The following is a 15,048-nucleotide window of genomic DNA, read 5'->3' as shown; positions in this document are numbered from 1 at the left end:
CCCCGAAATAGGGTGAGACACGTCGGGGTCTTTCTCGAAGGAGGAGTAGGAACTTCCATCCTGGAAGACCCCGGCCCCTCACCCCGCAACGACCCGCTCACCCCGCTTCATGATGAAGAGCCGGTTAACAGTTCGGCAACTTCGAATCTCACAGCCGCAGCGTTGAAGGCGACCGCTGGTGTGGCTACCGGCCTACGCAAGATTCGCGTCGATGACCCGCGCAGATTTCCAGTCTTCTACGAGCTGTCTTCCGGCGTCAGTAAGGACATACTCGTCGTAACCACTCACCCGCTGGCTTTCGCGGCCCGCTGGCGGGGTCGGGTTGAAGACCATTCCGCCACCCGGGACTGCGTACTGGATGATCTGTTGCGGAGACGACCGCGAAACGATCCCATCGTGCAGAAGATTGCGAACGTTGATGTCAGTTAGTGCGCCGAAAGCCAGCTGAATCGGCGACGCCAACCCGTTCTCCAGAAACGTTTCGAGGAGCCGAAGCTCGAAGTCGTTGTAGCGGCCGCGTAGCAACGCGAGGTTCGCTTTGAACACCCGGACCGACTGGCGAGGGATCTCCCCTGACCGGTCGTAGCGGGCGTGGTCGACCGCGCAGAGGATGATGATGTTTTCGAACGAATCGTCATGAGATTCAGCCCAAGGAACGATGTGCGCAAACTCAAGCCCGGCAGTGTTACCGCACCTTGGGACCGCACAACGATACCCGGCCTCCTCAAGCAGCCGACGCTTCAGTGCGGCAGGAAGGGCGGGGCGGCCATGAGGCATAACGAGCCTTTCGGGGAGACTCAGTCAGGCTACTGGTTTCGACGCAGGGTTTTGTGACGCCTCGATGCGTGGGCACTTCAGCGCGACTTGACCGAGCCTTCGGCTAGGCTGTTCTCAGAGAGAACGCTCGTTCGCATCCCGAACGAGCGGTAAGGAGCAGACATGCGGACGAAGATCGTCCCCGACGTCGCTGCCGCACTCGACGGCATCCCTGACGGCGCGACGGTTCTGGTGGGTGGCTTCGGCCTGGCCGGCCAACCGATCGCGCTGATCGATGGGCTGCTCGAGGTCGGCACCAAGGATCTGACCATCGTCGCGAACAACGCCGGCAACGGCGACACCGGGCTCGCGGCCCTCCTGAAAGCACGAAGGGTCAGGAAAGTGATCTGCAGCTTCCCCCGCCAGGTCGACTCCTGGGTGTTCGACGAGTTGTACCGGGCGGGCAAGATCGAGCTGGAGGTCGTTCCGCAGGGCAACCTCGCCGAACGCATCCGGGCAGGCGGAGCCGGCATCGGCGGATTCTTCTCCCCCACCGGCGTCGGCACCCTGCTCGCCGAGGGCAAAGAGACCCGCACGATCGACGGCCGGGAGTACGTGCTCGAATCTCCCATCAAGGGCGACGTCGCCCTGATCGGCGCCTTCAAGGGTGACCGACTCGGCAACCTCGTGTATCGCGAGACGAGCCGCAACTTCAATCCGGTGATGGCGACCGCCGCGACCCTCACGGTGGCTCAGGTCGACCGCATCGTCGAGGTCGGCGACCTCGACCCCGAAAGCATCGTGACGCCCGCGCTCTACACCGACCGGGTCGTCGAAGTGGGAGACAGGGAGTGGCTGCGATGAGCGGGCTGAACAGGGATGATCTCGCGCAACGGGTGGCCCAAGACATCCCGTATGGCGCCTACGTGAACCTCGGAATCGGCGCGCCCACCCTCGTGGCCGACCACCTCGACCCCGAGCGCGACGTGACGCTGCACACCGAGAACGGGCTGCTCGGAATGGGCCGCGCCGCGAAAGGCGACGAGATCGACCCCGACCTCATCAACGCCGGCAAGATTCCGGTGATCGCGGAGCCGGGGGCGGCGTACTTCCATCACGCCGACTCGTTCGCGATGATGCGCGGAGGGCATTTGGATGTCTGCGTGCTCGGCGCGTTCCAGGTGGCCACCAACGGCGACCTCGCCAACTGGCACACCGGGGAGCCCGACGCGATTCCGGCGGTGGGGGGCGCGATGGATCTCGCCATCGGAGCCAAACAGGTGTGGGTGATGACCGACCTGCTCACCAAAGACGGCTCGTCGAAACTGGTCGAAGCGTGCACCTACCCGCTCACCGGGAAGGGATGCGTGAGTCGGGTTTACACCGACCGTGCGGTTGTCGCCGTCGGGGCTGGGGGTGTGGGGGTGATCGAGCTGTTCGGCACCACGCTTGAGGAACTCAACGAACTCACGGGGCTGAGCCTGGAGATGACGCTGTGACGTCTCGACACGGCCGCTTTGCGGCCTACTCGACGACCGAGGGGAAGAGGAACCGATGACTGCCGCCTACGTTTACGACGCCGTGCGCACGCCGTTTGGGCGCTTCGGCAAGTCGCTCGCCGGGGTGCGACCCGACGACCTCGCGGGCTCGACCTTGAAGGCGCTGCTGGAGCGGCATCCCGACCTCGACCCCGCCCGCATTGACGACGTCATCCTCGGCGACGCCAACCAGGCGGGCGAAGACAACCGCGACGTCGGGCGCTTCGCCGTGCTGCTCGCCGGGTTGCCCGTGTCGGTTCCCGGCAGCACCACCAACCGGCTCTGCGGATCGGGGGTGGATGCCGCCATCCAGGCGTCCCGCGCGATCGAGACCGGCGACGCGTCGATCATCGTCGCCGGCGGCGTCGAGTCGATGACGCGCGCGCCCTACGTGATGCTCAAGCCCGACGCCGCGTTCCCGCCGCGCAACTCGGAGCTCGTGTCGACCCACATCGGCTGGCGGTTCACCAACCCGAAACTGCCCGCTGAGCAGACCATCTCGAACGGACAGTCGGCCGAACTGCTGGCGCAGCAGTACTCCATCTCGCGCGAGGAACAGGATGCCTTCGCCCTTCGCTCGCACCAGCTCGCGGCTGCGGCATGGTCGGGTGGTGTGTTCGCTAACGAGATCGTGCCGGTGCCGGGCGTCGATCTCGCCATTGACGAGGGGATTCGCGCCGACACGACCCTCGAAGCGCTCGGTGCGCTCAAGCCTGCGTTCGCCGCCGACGGCTCGGTCACGGCGGGCAACTCGTCGCCGATCAACGACGGCTCGTCGATGGTGCTCATCGCCGCCGAAGGTGCCCTGTCATCGGAACCCTTGGCCCGCATCACCGGCCGCGGCGTCTACGCGAACGAGCCGCAGTACTTCGGCATCGCCCCCGTCGAGGCCGCGAACCGGGCGCTTGCCCGCGCGGGACGCACCTGGGCGGATGTCGACTTCGTCGAACTCAACGAGGCCTTCGCGTCGCAGTCCCTCGCGTGTGCGCAGCTCTGGCCCGAGCTCGACCCGGCGAAGCTCAACGAGAACGGCGGCGCGCTGGCGATCGGGCATCCGCTCGGTGCTTCCGGCGGACGCATCATCGGCCGCGCCGCGCACGAACTCGCCCGCCGCGGCTCGGGGGTCGCCGTCATTGCGATCTGCATCGGCGTCGGCCAGGGTCTCGCGATGGTGCTGGAACGATAGCGGGATGCTCGAACCCGACGGCAGCACGTATGTGCAGTCGCTCGCGCGCGGGCTCGCCGTCATCCGCGCGTTCGGGGCGGAGCGGCCGCGGCTGTCGCTCTCGGATGTCGCGCGCGCGACCGACCTGACCCGGGCATCCGCTCGGCGATTTCTGTTGACCCTCGAATCCGAGGGCTATGTGCGCTCGCGCGACGGGATGTTCGAGCTCACGCCGCGGGTACTCGAGCTCGGGTTCTCGTACCTGTCGGCGCAGTCGCTGCCCGAGGTGGCGCAGCCGCACCTCGAAACCCTGTCGCGCGTCGTCGGGGAGTCGTCGTCGGCATCCATTCTCGACGGGTGGGACATCGTCTACATCGCCCGTGTGCCCACCCGGCGCATCATGTCGGTGGGCATCACCATCGGCACGCGCTTTCCCGCCTACGTCACGTCGATGGGTCGGGTTCTGCTCGCTTCGCTTTCTGCTGACGAGCGTGAAACCTTCTTCGAGGGTTTCCGCGGGGAGGCGTTCACCGCCCGCACGGTCACCGAACCGGGTGCCCTGAGGGCCGAACTCGAGCGGGTGGCCGACCAGGGCTGGAGCCTCGTCGACGGCGAACTCGAAACCGGCCTGCGCGCCCTCGCCGTGCCCGTCACCCGCGGCTCCGCGACGGTCGCCGCGATCAACGTGTCGATGCCCGCGACCGATGAGGATGCCGGCATCCAAGCCCTGCGCCTGCTCCCCGCCCTGCAGGATGCCGCCGCCGCCATCTCGACAGATCTCGCCGCCCTCGGTGGTTGAGTAGCGACCGAAGGTCGCGTGTCGAAACCCGGCCTACCCCGAGGCACGACGGTAGAGGCTCGCCTTGTACGCCTTGACAGCGGCCCGGCTAGAGCGCCACTGCCCGTCGCTGCCTCGGATGGCTTCGAGCCGTCCCCTCGACGCAGCCTGCTTCAGCGCGACGAGCGAAAACTCGTCGTCGGCGAGCGCCTGCAGCGGAACGTACCGCGCGGGGCCGGCAATGTTGGGAATCAGCCGATGAAGATTTCCGACCACCGACCGGCTGATGAGTTCCGCCAGGGGCGCGTAGTCTCCGTGATCACCCCGATCGAGCGCGGTGAGGTATCGAGCGCGCTGCACCTTGAAGATGATCATGGGGGGCCAGCCCAGGCGTACCAAGATGAGGTTCAGCGCCAAACGCCCCGTTCGACCGTTGCCGTCAAGGAACGGGTGGATGCGTTCGAAGTCGCGATGGATCTGGGCCAACTTGAAGGGGACCGAAGCGAGCGGAATCTGCTGCCTGCGGATGAGCCTGCCGAAGTCGTTGACTCCGTCCACCCATGCAGTCAGCTCGGCATGGATCAGCGGAAAGCTCGGAGGCTGCATGTCACCGGGGAATGGATGGATCTCGTGCTCGCGGAAGTTGCCGGGCGCCTCCTTCAACGTCGCGTCGGCATGCGGTGCAACATCCCAAACTCGCCGCATCGCGGTGTGGTGGATCTCCCGAACCTCCTGCAAGGTAATGAGCTGGGCATCATCCTCACCCGTGGGCTTCAGCGCTTGCTCGTAGACCCATTTGGCCGCGTCCCCATACCCGAGAACCTCCATGTACTCCTTGAGCTCCTTGGCACCCACCGCGCGGCCTTCGTCCAGGAGCGTCTGGACCTCACGGAGCACGAGCGTGTTTCCCTCGATCGCGGTCGAGTGGTGCGCTTCCAAATGCCATAGGTCATCCCAGAGTCCCTTCGCTTCGTAGGGCTTGGGAAGGCCTCCGTAGCGGGCGAGTTCGTCTACGGCGGCTTCGAAGCGTGCGAAGTACGACCGTCGCGTGGGTCGACCGCGACCAGGAACGACAGCGTCTGACATGGCACCTCCGAAGTTGTCATCAGCGCGGATGAGTAAGTCAACAAAACAAACTTAGTTTGTCATCGCCGCGATCGCGGAAAGAATCCAATCAAAAGTAGACGAGGCAAGCCTCACGGAGGGCTGAGCCGCGCGGCGGCGGCATCCTGGTGGGCGAGGAGGCGTAGTGCGACGAGCACCGGCTCGTACAGCGCCGTGCTGAGCACCGAGTACTCGATCGCCCGGCTGGGGTCGCTCGGCACCTCCGATCGCCGCGCTCCTCATGCCGGCGGGTTCTTCCTCTCGGTGCTCGGGCGCGACCCGCAGAAGCCCAGCCGCCTGATCGTGTTGCTGTGGCTCGGAGCCGCGAGCCTCACCGCCGGGCTGCTCGCCGCCGGGATCGGACTCGTCGTCGCGGGCGCCTCGGCGCTCTGAGCGCGGGTTGGGTCTCGACACGCGCCGCAAGCGGCGCTACTCGACCACCGAGTTCGGGCTACGCGAGGAAGAAGACCTGCAGGGTGAAGGCGATCGCGAGGGCGATCGCGCCGAGCACGGCGACGACCATGAGGAGTTGCGCGGCCATCAGGCGTCCTTCCGAATCGGTACGGGTCCATCATCTCGCGACAACCGCGACGGCCACCAGCTGAACCGACCGAGATCGTAGATGACGGCGGGCACCAGCAGCGAGCGCACGACGAGGGTGTCGAGCAACACCCCGAAGGCGACGATGAACGCGATCTGCGCGAGGAACAGGATCGGGATGACTCCGAGCGCCGCGAACGTCGCCGCCAGCACGATGCCGGCCGACGTGATGACACCGCCCGTGACGGTGAGGCCGCGCAACACGCCCTCGCGCGTGCCGTGCTTGAGCGATTCCTCGCGCACGCGGGTCATCAAGAAGATGTTGTAGTCCACCCCGAGCGCGACGAGGAACACGAACCCGAACAGCGGCACCGACGGGTCGGCTCCGGGGAATCCGAACACGCCCTCGAAGACGAGCGCCGAAACCCCGAGGGCCGCGGCGAACGACACGATGACGCTGCCGATCAGCACGAGCGGGGCGATCAGCGACCGCAGCAGCAGGATCAGGATGACGAGGATCACCAGCAGCACCACGGGGATGATGACGGTGCGGTCGCGGATCGCGGTGTCGTCGGTGTCGAGCGCGAGCGCCGTCACGCCGCCGACGAGTGCTGCCTCGTCGACCGCGTGCACGGCATCCCGCAGCTCGCGGATCGTCTGCTCGGCGTCCGCCGAGTCGGCGGCATCCGTGAGGGTCGCCCGCAGCATCACCTGCCCGTCGACGACGGTCGGCTCGAGCGGCACGAGCGTCGGGATCGGGAACGGCTCGGCGTCGGTGCCGACCGGCATCGTGCCGGTTGGGGAGTTGTCGCTCAGCGCTTCCACCCCGTCGACGCCGGCGAGGTCGGCGGCGGCATCCGCCAGTTCGGTGATGAGGTCTTCGTCACCCACGATCACCGCCGGGGAACCGGAACCCGCCGGGAAGTGCTCGCCGAGCAGCACCTGGCCGTCGCGGGCGGGTGAGTCGCCGAGCACTAGCTCGCTCTGCGGCACACCGTCGGCCTTGAACAACGCGAGACCGGCGGATGCGATGAGCAGCACCACGAGGGACAGTGCCCAGACCAGGCGGGCGCGCTGTGCGATCAGGCGGCCGATAGCGGGCCAGAGTTTGCCGGGGGTGGTGGGTCTCGACACGCCGCCTTCGGCGGCTACTCGACCACCGAGTTGCGGCTGCGCCTCGCTACTCAACCAGCGGGGTTTGCGGGGCCAGAACGCGGTGCGGCCGGCTGCCAACAGGAGAGCCGGGAGCAACGTCAGGGCGGCGAGGAGGGAGAAGGCGATGCCGATCGCCGCGACCGGGCCGAGGGCCTTGTTCGAGTTGAGGTCGGACAGCAGCAGGCACAGCAGCCCGGCGATCACCGTCAGGCCCGAGGCGAGGATCGGCTCGAACGAGCCGCGCAGGGCGGCCCACGTCGCATCCCAGCGCTTCTCGTGCACGGCGAGCGCCTCGCGGTAGCGGGCGGTGTAGAGCAGCGCGTAGTCGGTGGCGGCGCCGATCACCAGGATGAACAGGATGCCCTGCACCTGCCCGTTGATCGTCACGATGTCGGCGAGCGCGAGCCAGTAGACGACGAGGATCGCCGCGCACAGCGCGAAGACCGCGGTGCCGAGCACGATGAACGGCAGCAGCGGCGAGCGGTAGACGATCACCAGGATGACGAGCACCGCGCCGAGCGCCGTGAGCAGCAGGATGCCGTCGATGCCCGCGAAGCCGGCGACGAGATCGGCGGTGAACCCGGCTGGCCCGGTGACGAGCGCCTCGAGACCGTCGGGGGCATCCTCGAGCAGTTCGGCGAGCGCCGCGACGGTATCCCCGACCTCGGACGCGATCGGCACGATGATCTCGGCCGCCTCGCCGTCCTCCGACGGGATCACGGGGCTGAGGTCGTCACCGACCCCCTCGACGTCGGCGGCATCCTCAGCGAACGCCTCGAGGAACGCCAGATCGCCGTCGGTCAGCCCGCCGTCGCGCACGGCGATGACGATGGCGGGGATGTCGTCGGCCCCCGCGAACTCCGGCACGAGTGCCGACACTCGCGTCGACTCGGCCGACGCGGGCAGGAAGCTGGCCTGATCGTTGGTGGAGACACCCGAGATCTTGCCGAACGTCGGCCCGCCGAAGCCGGCGAGCGCGAGCCAACCCACGATGAGTACCGCGGGGATGACCGCGCGCAGCAGACGCGGCATCAGCGGGTGGCCAGAAGTTCGGCGCCCGCCGCAGCGAGCTCTCCGAGGGCGGCCTTCGACGACTCGGGGGCGACCCCCGCCACGAGGTCGGTCAGCACGGCCACCTCGCGGCCGGCAGCCAAGGCGTCTCGCGCGGAAGCCAACACGCAGTAGTCGGTCGCGATGCCGGCGACGTGCACGACATCCACGCCCTTCTCATCGAGCAGGTCGATCAGCTCCTCGCCGTCCTCGGTGACGCCCTCGAAGATCGAGTACGCCGGAACGCCCTGCCCCTTCTTCACGTGCACGTCGATCAGCGAAGCGTCGAGCGCCGGGTGGTACTCGGCACCGGGGGTGCCCGCGACGCAGTGCCGCGGCCAGGTCGCGACGAAGTCGGGGTCGGCGCCGCCCGTTTCAGGCGTGGCGAAGTGCCCGCCGTTGTCGTTGTCACCGTCGTGCCAGTCACGGCTCGCGATCACCAGGTCGTAGCTGTCGGGGTTCTCGCGCAGGTACTCGGTGATCCCCTCGGCGACCGCGGCGCCACCGGTCACCCCGAGCGCGCCACCCTCGGTGAAGTCGTTCTGCACATCGATGACGAAGAGAGCACGCACGCGGGTATCCGTTCTCGGTCAGTTGTTGCTCAGGTTGTCGCCGCAGATGAAGACGCCCGTGGTGAGAGTGTCGAGCGCCGCGCGGGCGTTGCTCTGGATGCCGTCGCCGATTGCGTAGAAGGCGAACGCGAAGACGGTGCCGTCGGCCGCCTGCACGAGGCCGCCGAGCGTATAGGCGGTGTCGATCCAGCCGGTCTTCGCGAAGACTTGACCACGCGCCACCGCGTTCTCGCCGGTGAAGCGGCTGGCGAGCGTGCCCGACTGTCCGGCGACCGGAAGGCCCGCGCGCACCACATCGAGGTTCGGTGCGCCCGCGTTCACCTGGATCATCAGTTGCGTCACGATCGACGGTGGAACGGCGTTGAACTCGCTGAGGCCCGAGCCGTCTTTGATCGTGAGGGCGGCGCCCGTGATGCCGTACTCGGTGAGGGCGCTCGGGATCGCCTGCTGAAGCGAGGCCGCCGAGCCGTTCAAGGCCGACTCCTTCGAGGTGATGCGGGCGAGCATTTCGGCCATCGTGTTGTCGCTGACCAGAAGCATGTGCGGGATGATCACGCTCAGCGGCTGCGACGCGACCTCACCGAGCACCGTCGAGGTGTTGACGGCGCTGCCGGTCGTGATGGTGACGTTGCCCGCGACCTTGCCCTCGGTGTCGTTGGCCCGCAGCGCGTCGAGGAACCATTGCCCGGCCCGACCGATCGGATCGGTGCTGCGCGCGCTGTCCTGCGCGCCCGGGTTGGCGCGGTCGCCATCCACCTGAAGCGCGGTCACCTCGGAGTGGTAGCCCTGCGTCTGCTCCGACCGCTTCCACGCCGGGTCCCATTTGTCGGCGGGCGACCAGTAGTTGGCGTCGAGCACGAGGTTCGTGATCTCGTCGTCGTAGTTGGCGAGCACCTGCTGGGCGAGACTGTCGAGTTTCGGGGCGCCCTTGTAGACGCTCTCCTGCCCGGCGGGAAGCCGGCTCAAGGTCGCGTCGCCCCGCCCGACGAGCACGATGGACCCCGCCTGGCTGCCGGGGTATACCGAGGTGCGAATCTGAAAGTCGGGGCCGAGCGTCGTCAGAGCCGCGGCCGCGGTGAGCAGCTTCAGCACACTGGCGGTGCGGGCGGGCGTCGTTCCGGCGCGGTCGAACAGCACCTCACCGGTGTCGGCGCGCACGACGTAGCCCGAAAGGGCCATGAGGCGCGGGTCGGTCGCCTGCCCCGCGATCGAACAGGTGCGCAGCCGGCTGGCCACGAGCGCGCCATCCGGCACATCACGCGGCGGGTCGGGGGTGGGCGTCGCGGTCGGCACCACGGCGGCCGCCGATCCGACGCTCACTCCCGCCAAGACCGCACCGGTGCCGAGCAGCACGAAGACCACCGCGATCGCGCCAGTGAGCCACGCGGTCGGATGCTTCGCGAAGAGCGCGCCGATGCCGCGGGGCTTCTCGGCCCCGGCATCCGCCCCGTCACTCGAGGCAGCCGGTTTCTGCCGAGACCGACGCCGCGCCGCGGGTGCCGCGGCCTCGCGGGCCGCGCGTCGCGAAATCGGCTGCTCGTCAGTCACCCCGCAATGATAGGCGACCCCGCCTGCGCGGTCCGGGTCGGGCCAGGCAGGTCGGAAGGGCCCTGCACACGCCGCACCCGGACCCGTTCCGGATGCGGCGTGTACACGACCCTCCGCCGCGAATCAGTCCTAGCAGCCACCCCACCGCGCTGCGGCGCGGGTGAAGCTGTACGGCTCGTTCGGTACGCCACCATGGGTCATGGCGAAGTAGATGCACACCCCGCCTACGGGGCCGGTGATCGTCGGGCGGTAGAGCGAATTTCGGTGCGGGGTGGAGTTCCACCACTTCTGGGCGACCGTCGCTCCGGTGTTGCCCGAACCGCCGGCCAGGTTGCCGTCGCAGCCGTAGGACGGAACACCGTCGCTGCGCTGCGAGCCGATGTGGCCCCACGCGCTCGCGGGGTCGGTGCTCGGGTCTTCCGCCATCCAGAAGAGGCGATCTTCCATGCACGCGTCATACCGGATGTTCGCCATCGGCACCGGGTAGAGGCAGTTGGCGACGCGTTGCGCGTTGTAGGTCGCGGCGAACGCGGCGAGGTCGTCAGACGTCGTCCCCTGAACGCCGCCGCCGGAGACGCGTCCCGGGGCTCCACCGGTGCTGCCACCGACGTTGCCGGGGCACGAGAGGCCTTGGGCCGCCAGGACGGCGCGGCGCTCCTCGGTTCCGCTGGCCCGTCCGGCCGCGGAGACCGGCGGAAGCGGCTTCGGCACGGGCTTCTGAGCGAAGTGTTCGTTGTCGACGTTCTGCGGGGCTTCTGCCGAGACCTCTGCGACGATCGTGCGGGCGGCAGCCTCAAGCACCGTCGAGGTCGGATCGCTGACGATCGTCGACGCCACGACCGGTTGGCTCGCGGTCGTGACCGGCGAGGTCGTTCCCGACACCGTCGTGGTGACCCCCGGCACGGCAGCCGCCACGGCTGCGTTGGCCGGAGCCAAGAATGACGGGCCCCCGCCACCGACGAACGGCAACACGAGAACCATTACCGTCGTGAAGACGGCCCCCAGAAATAGCGTGCGCTTCATGATTCGAGCCCCCCGACTCGGGTGACGCGGTCCCCCCGGACCATGTGCGTCGGGCGTCGAAACGCCGTGAGAGGGACGCTACGCCCCTTGATAGGGCCGTCACAAGGGCTTTCGGCTCCTACGAGCGCTTTTGCCCGCGAACTGGGGGCACGCCACGTTTCTCGGAGATCGACGGGTCAATCCGAGGAATAGTCGGAGCCGCCTGTGGGAATCGAACCCACGACCTTCTCATTACGAGTGAGATGCTCTGCCGACTGAGCTAAGGCGGCGGACCCGGCAGGCCGGGAACCGTCGAGAAGTTTAGCCGACGCGGGCGGGAGAGGATGACGCGATCAGCTCGGCGCCGAGCTCGAAAGCCCGCTCCACCAGCTCGGGCAGACCTGGGGAGGCGTCGGGGTGGTCGAGCCACGCGAACCAGGCGTGCCGGATGAACGCGAACGCGGTGAGCGCGACGAGGCGAGCGCGATCGGCTGCTTCGGCATCCGATAGCTGCGGATGCTCCGACCGCAGCCGACGCTGCACCAGGTCGGTCAGTTCCTCTTCGAAACGATGCACGTTGGCCATGCGCCGCACGCCGAGCTGCGGATACCTCTTGCCGAGCGCACGGCGCTCCGCGAGCAGCTCCGGGTCGCTCAGCAGCCGCGTCGATCCCTCGACAACGACGCGGGCGAGCCCGCGCAGGACCGGGCCGCGGTCGGCGATGAACCAGTCGATCTTGGCGTTGCCGGCCAGCGTGGGCGCGTCACCGAGGATCGCATCCTCCTTCGAGGGGAAGTAGTTGAAGAAGGTGCGCGGCGAGATGTCGGCGATGCGGGCGATCTCATCGACGGTCGCTCCCTCGAGCCCCTGCTCGCGCACCACTTGGAGCGCGGCGCTCTGGATGGCGTGGCGGGTCGCGAGGCGCTTCCGTTCGCGCAGACCCGGCTGATCGGCGGACGTCATCCGCACAGTTTATTGCGCCCACTGCAAACTTGCACCCGGTCTCGACACGCTGTTTCGAGACGCGTCCGCCGAAATCGGCGCTCCTCAACCCGCTACTCGACCACCGAGAAACGGGTCAGCAGTTGGGGTCGGACTCCGGCACCGTTCCGTCGATGAAGAACGCGTCGACCACTCCGAGCACGCACGGGTCGCCGGTCGTGTAGGCGGTGTGGCCCTCGCCCTCGTAGGTCACCAGATGACCGTTCTCCAACTGATCGGCGAGCGCCACCGCCCACACATAGGGAGTCGCCGGGTCGTTCGTCGTACCGACCACCAGGATGTCGGCCGAGCCTTCTGCGGCGATGGCGACACGGTCTCGGGTCGGCGGGAACGGCCACGCCTCGCACAGCGTGCCGCCGTACGACATCACGGGGCCGAACACCGGCGCCGCCTCAGCGAGCCGTGCCGCATCGGCCCGCATCGACTCGTTCGTCACGTTGGAGACGTAGTCGAGACAGTTGATCGAGATGAACGACTCGGTCGAGTTGTCGCGGTAGGTGCCGTCGGGATCGCGGCCGTTGTAGTTGTCGGCGAGGAAGAACGCCGTCGCGGTCTCGCCCGCGAACACCTCGGTGAACAGGTCGTCGAGGTAGGGCCAGTTGTCTTGGTTGTAGAGCGGCAGGATGATCGCGATGAACATGGTGCTCGACCCGAGCATCCGGCCGTCGGGTGCCGGCAACGGCGTGACCGCCAGGTCGCTCAGCAGCGCCCCCGTGCGGTCAAGCGCGGCATCCACCGAGCCGGTGAACGGGCATTCCTCACGGGTCACGCAGTCGGCGAGGTACGCCTTGAACGCGTTCTCGAACCCCACCGCCTGCGTCTTCGTGACGTCGAAGTCGGTGGTCGACGGGTCGACGGCGCCGTCGAGCACGAGTCGGCCGGTCTTCTCGGGGTAGAGGTCGGCGTAGGTCGCCCCGAGGAACGTGCCGTACGAGTAGCCGAGGAAGTTGAGTTTCTCGTCACCGAGCACGGCGCGCAGCAGGTCCATGTCGCGGGCAGCACTCACCGTGTCGACGAACTCCAGCAGCGCGCCGGTGTACGTCAGGCAGGCCTGCGCGAACTCGGCGTTCGCGGCGGCCACATCGGCGATCCACTGGTCCGACCCGACGGTGCCCGGGATGATGCCGTAGTTGAACTCGTCGAGGAATGCCGGGTCGTCGTAGCACGAGACCGCCGACGACCGCCCGACGCCGCGGGGGTCGAAGCCGACGATGTCGTAGCTGCCCTGCAGCCGGTCGCTCGTGGCGTAGTCCACGCTGTCGAGCACGAAGTCGTACCCGGATCCGCCGGGCCCGCCGGGGTTGACCAACAGCGACCCGAGCTTCGTGCCCGAGGCGGGCTGGCGTACCAGGGCGAGCTCGATCTCGGCGTCGCCGGGGTTGCTCCAGTCCATCGGGGCGCGGGCAACGGTGCACTGCATCCCATTGCCGCACGACTTCCACCGCAGCACCTGGCGGTAGTACGGTTCGAGGTCGGCGGCGACCTCCTCGCCGGTCGGCTGCGAGGTCGACTCCACCTCCGGCGACGCGAACCACTGCAGGCACCCGGTGAGGGTCGCCGTGACGACGAGCCCCAAGAGCAGCGCGAATCCCGCACGGGTGGTCTTCATGGCGACCTTTCTAACGCACCGGTGCGCTGTCGCGCACCGCGCTGATGAGCATGGCCTCGAGAGCCAGGGCAGGTGCGACGTTACCTTCGATGCGCGTGCGCGCCTCGGTGATCGCGTCGAGCGTGGCGAGGGTGCCGGCCGCGGTGGTCGCCCTCGCCGCCGCCTCCAGGTCGCCGTAGATCGCCAGGTTCACCGGATCGCTGCCCACCCCGAGTTGCAGCAGCAGGATGTCACGGTACAGCGAGAGCAGATCGACGAGGATGCGGTCGAGCCCGTCGCGCAGCGACCGGGTCGCCCGGCGCTTCTGGTCTTCTTCGAGGTTCTTCAGTTGCGCACGCAGGCCGGGCGGAATGGTGCCGCCGGGCTCGATGCCGAGCGATCGCAGCGCACTCGCCCGCTCTTCGGCATCCCGCTCTTCCGTGATCGCCTTCGCGTCGTCGCCGGCGACCGCAAGCAATTCGGCGGCGGCGAGCACGGCACCCGACACGCTGCGGATGCCGAAGGCGAGTTCGAGGGTGCGGGCCCGCCGTTCGCGGGCCTCGGCGTTCGTCGCAAGGCGGTGCGCCATCCCGATGTGGCTCTGTGCTTCGCGCGCCGCCCGGGTCGCCTCGGGCAGGCTGACCCCGTCACGGCGAGAGATCAGGTCGGCGACCTCGGCGACATCCGGAACGCGCAGCCGCACCGTGCGCACCCGCGACCGCACCGTCGGCAGCAGGTCGGCATCGCTCGGCGCGCAGAGAATCCAGATCGTGCGTGGCGGCGGCTCTTCCAGCGCCTTCAACAGCACGTTGCTGGAGAGCTCCGCCATGCGGTCGGCATCTTCGATCACCATCACGCGGTAGCGGCCCACCGACGGCGAGAAGTAACTCGAGGTGACGAAATCCTTCACGTCTTTGCGCAGAATCGTCACGCCTTCAGTGCTCAACACCCCGAGATCGGGATGCGTGCGTGCCTGCACTTGAGCCTCGGTCTCGGCCTCGTCGCCGGGCCGGGCGATGAGGGCGGCGGCGAACGCGTAGGCGAGCACCGAGCGGCCCGACCCCGGGGGGCCGGTGAGCAACCACGAGTGGGTGAGCCCGTCGCCTGCCGCGGCGGCCCGCAGTGTCGCAACCGCCTCGGCCTGCCCGGTCAGGTCGTCCCAGCTCATACGCCCAGCGTAGGCGGCAGCGCAGACTCTCCGTCTCGGTGGTTGAGTAGCGACCGCAGGTCGCGTGTCGAAACCACACAGC

The 15,048-nt window shown here is 68.2% G+C and carries 14 protein-coding genes and 1 tRNA gene; 5 read left to right on the top strand and 10 right to left on the bottom strand.

What is annotated here, in order from left to right; translation table 11 throughout:
• Nucleotides 1-192: 192 nt before the first annotated feature.
• Nucleotides 193-777 carry an HNH endonuclease gene (locus tag WBL06_RS13045; RefSeq protein ID WP_424456745.1) on the bottom strand — a complete coding sequence of 195 codons (585 nt, stop codon included), beginning with the start codon at nucleotides 775-777 and terminating at the stop codon, nucleotides 193-195.
• A gap of 162 nt (nucleotides 778-939) precedes the next feature.
• Between WBL06_RS13045 and WBL06_RS13040 the strand changes: the two genes are divergently transcribed.
• From WBL06_RS13040 to WBL06_RS13025, 4 genes are read left to right on the top strand one after another with little or no spacing between them, the layout of a single operon-like run.
• Nucleotides 940-1,620: a 3-oxoacid CoA-transferase subunit A gene (locus tag WBL06_RS13040; protein ID WP_424456743.1), complete on the top strand. Its 681-nt coding sequence runs from the start codon at nucleotides 940-942 to the stop codon at nucleotides 1,618-1,620.
• Nucleotides 1,617-2,255, top strand: a complete 639-nt coding sequence (locus WBL06_RS13035; protein ID WP_424456741.1) for a 3-oxoacid CoA-transferase subunit B — start codon at nucleotides 1,617-1,619, stop codon at nucleotides 2,253-2,255. Before WBL06_RS13040 ends, WBL06_RS13035 begins: the two co-directional genes overlap by 4 nt.
• 55 nt (nucleotides 2,256-2,310) lie before the next feature.
• On the top strand, nucleotides 2,311-3,480 hold the full coding sequence (locus tag WBL06_RS13030; protein ID WP_424456739.1) for a thiolase family protein: 1,170 nt from the start codon (nucleotides 2,311-2,313) through the stop codon (nucleotides 3,478-3,480).
• Between the two features lie 4 nt (nucleotides 3,481-3,484).
• Nucleotides 3,485-4,258 (top strand): IclR family transcriptional regulator domain-containing protein, encoded by a 774-nt coding sequence (locus tag WBL06_RS13025; protein ID WP_424456737.1) that lies wholly within the window; start codon nucleotides 3,485-3,487, stop codon nucleotides 4,256-4,258.
• A gap of 33 nt (nucleotides 4,259-4,291) precedes the next feature.
• Here WBL06_RS13025 and WBL06_RS13020 read toward each other — a convergent pair whose 3' ends face one another.
• Nucleotides 4,292-5,323 carry a Fic family protein gene (locus WBL06_RS13020; protein ID WP_424456735.1) on the bottom strand — a complete coding sequence of 344 codons (1,032 nt, stop codon included), beginning with the start codon at nucleotides 5,321-5,323 and terminating at the stop codon, nucleotides 4,292-4,294.
• A 192-nt stretch (nucleotides 5,324-5,515) separates the two neighbouring features.
• On the opposite strand from WBL06_RS13020, the gene WBL06_RS13015 reads away from it, so the two are divergent.
• The gene (locus WBL06_RS13015; protein WP_424456733.1) at nucleotides 5,516-5,734 is read left to right on the top strand and encodes a hypothetical protein; all 219 of its coding nucleotides are present in this window, start codon (nucleotides 5,516-5,518) and stop codon (nucleotides 5,732-5,734) included.
• A gap of 147 nt (nucleotides 5,735-5,881) precedes the next feature.
• On the opposite strand, the gene WBL06_RS13010 is transcribed toward WBL06_RS13015, so the two are convergent.
• The 8 genes from WBL06_RS13010 to WBL06_RS12975 form a co-directional block, all read right to left on the bottom strand.
• A complete protein-coding gene (locus WBL06_RS13010; RefSeq protein WP_424456731.1) occupies nucleotides 5,882-8,068 on the bottom strand; it encodes an MMPL family transporter in 2,187 nt (728 codons plus the stop codon).
• Nucleotides 8,068-8,658 (bottom strand): isochorismatase family protein, encoded by a 591-nt coding sequence (locus WBL06_RS13005; protein ID WP_424456730.1) that lies wholly within the window; start codon nucleotides 8,656-8,658, stop codon nucleotides 8,068-8,070. Before WBL06_RS13005 ends, WBL06_RS13010 begins: the two co-directional genes overlap by 1 nt.
• An 18-nt stretch (nucleotides 8,659-8,676) precedes the next feature.
• A complete protein-coding gene (locus WBL06_RS13000) occupies nucleotides 8,677-10,206 on the bottom strand; it encodes a D-alanyl-D-alanine carboxypeptidase/D-alanyl-D-alanine-endopeptidase (RefSeq protein WP_424456728.1) in 1,530 nt (509 codons plus the stop codon).
• Nucleotides 10,207-10,335: 129 nt separating this feature from the next.
• Entirely contained in the window at nucleotides 10,336-11,229 is an 894-nt protein-coding gene (locus WBL06_RS12995) for a hypothetical protein (protein ID WP_424456726.1), read from the bottom strand.
• 196 nt (nucleotides 11,230-11,425) lie between these two features.
• Nucleotides 11,426-11,498: transfer RNA gene (locus WBL06_RS12990), tRNA-Thr, on the bottom strand.
• Nucleotides 11,499-11,529: 31 nt separating this feature from the next.
• Entirely contained in the window at nucleotides 11,530-12,171 is a 642-nt protein-coding gene (locus WBL06_RS12985; RefSeq protein WP_424456724.1) for a TetR family transcriptional regulator, read from the bottom strand.
• A 115-nt stretch (nucleotides 12,172-12,286) separates the two neighbouring features.
• Nucleotides 12,287-13,819 carry an alpha/beta hydrolase gene (locus WBL06_RS12980; RefSeq protein WP_424456723.1) on the bottom strand — a complete coding sequence of 511 codons (1,533 nt, stop codon included), beginning with the start codon at nucleotides 13,817-13,819 and terminating at the stop codon, nucleotides 12,287-12,289.
• A gap of 10 nt (nucleotides 13,820-13,829) precedes the next feature.
• A complete protein-coding gene (locus WBL06_RS12975) occupies nucleotides 13,830-14,966 on the bottom strand; it encodes a DNA polymerase III subunit delta' (RefSeq protein WP_424456721.1) in 1,137 nt (378 codons plus the stop codon).
• Nucleotides 14,967-15,048 lie beyond the last annotated feature (82 nt).

Source organism: Pseudolysinimonas sp. (assembly GCF_049651805.1).
In the GTDB taxonomy this organism is placed as follows: domain Bacteria; phylum Actinomycetota; class Actinomycetes; order Actinomycetales; family Microbacteriaceae; genus Pseudolysinimonas_A.
This window is presented reverse-complemented; position numbering and strand designations above follow the sequence as displayed.

Coding starts and splice junctions, on each gene's coding strand:
- WBL06_RS13045 (WP_424456745.1), bottom strand. CDS start 777: ATGCCTCATGGCCGCCCCGCCCTTCCTGCCGCACTGAAGCGTCGGCTG.
- WBL06_RS13040 (WP_424456743.1), top strand. CDS start 940: ATGCGGACGAAGATCGTCCCCGACGTCGCTGCCGCACTCGACGGCATC.
- WBL06_RS13035 (WP_424456741.1), top strand. CDS start 1,617: ATGAGCGGGCTGAACAGGGATGATCTCGCGCAACGGGTGGCCCAAGAC.
- WBL06_RS13030 (WP_424456739.1), top strand. CDS start 2,311: ATGACTGCCGCCTACGTTTACGACGCCGTGCGCACGCCGTTTGGGCGC.
- WBL06_RS13025 (WP_424456737.1), top strand. CDS start 3,485: ATGCTCGAACCCGACGGCAGCACGTATGTGCAGTCGCTCGCGCGCGGG.
- WBL06_RS13020 (WP_424456735.1), bottom strand. CDS start 5,323: ATGTCAGACGCTGTCGTTCCTGGTCGCGGTCGACCCACGCGACGGTCG.
- WBL06_RS13010 (WP_424456731.1), bottom strand. CDS start 8,068: ATGCCGCGTCTGCTGCGCGCGGTCATCCCCGCGGTACTCATCGTGGGT.
- WBL06_RS12995 (WP_424456726.1), bottom strand. CDS start 11,229: ATGAAGCGCACGCTATTTCTGGGGGCCGTCTTCACGACGGTAATGGTT.
- WBL06_RS12985 (WP_424456724.1), bottom strand. CDS start 12,171: ATGACGTCCGCCGATCAGCCGGGTCTGCGCGAACGGAAGCGCCTCGCG.
- WBL06_RS12980 (WP_424456723.1), bottom strand. CDS start 13,819: ATGAAGACCACCCGTGCGGGATTCGCGCTGCTCTTGGGGCTCGTCGTC.
- WBL06_RS12975 (WP_424456721.1), bottom strand. CDS start 14,966: ATGAGCTGGGACGACCTGACCGGGCAGGCCGAGGCGGTTGCGACACTG.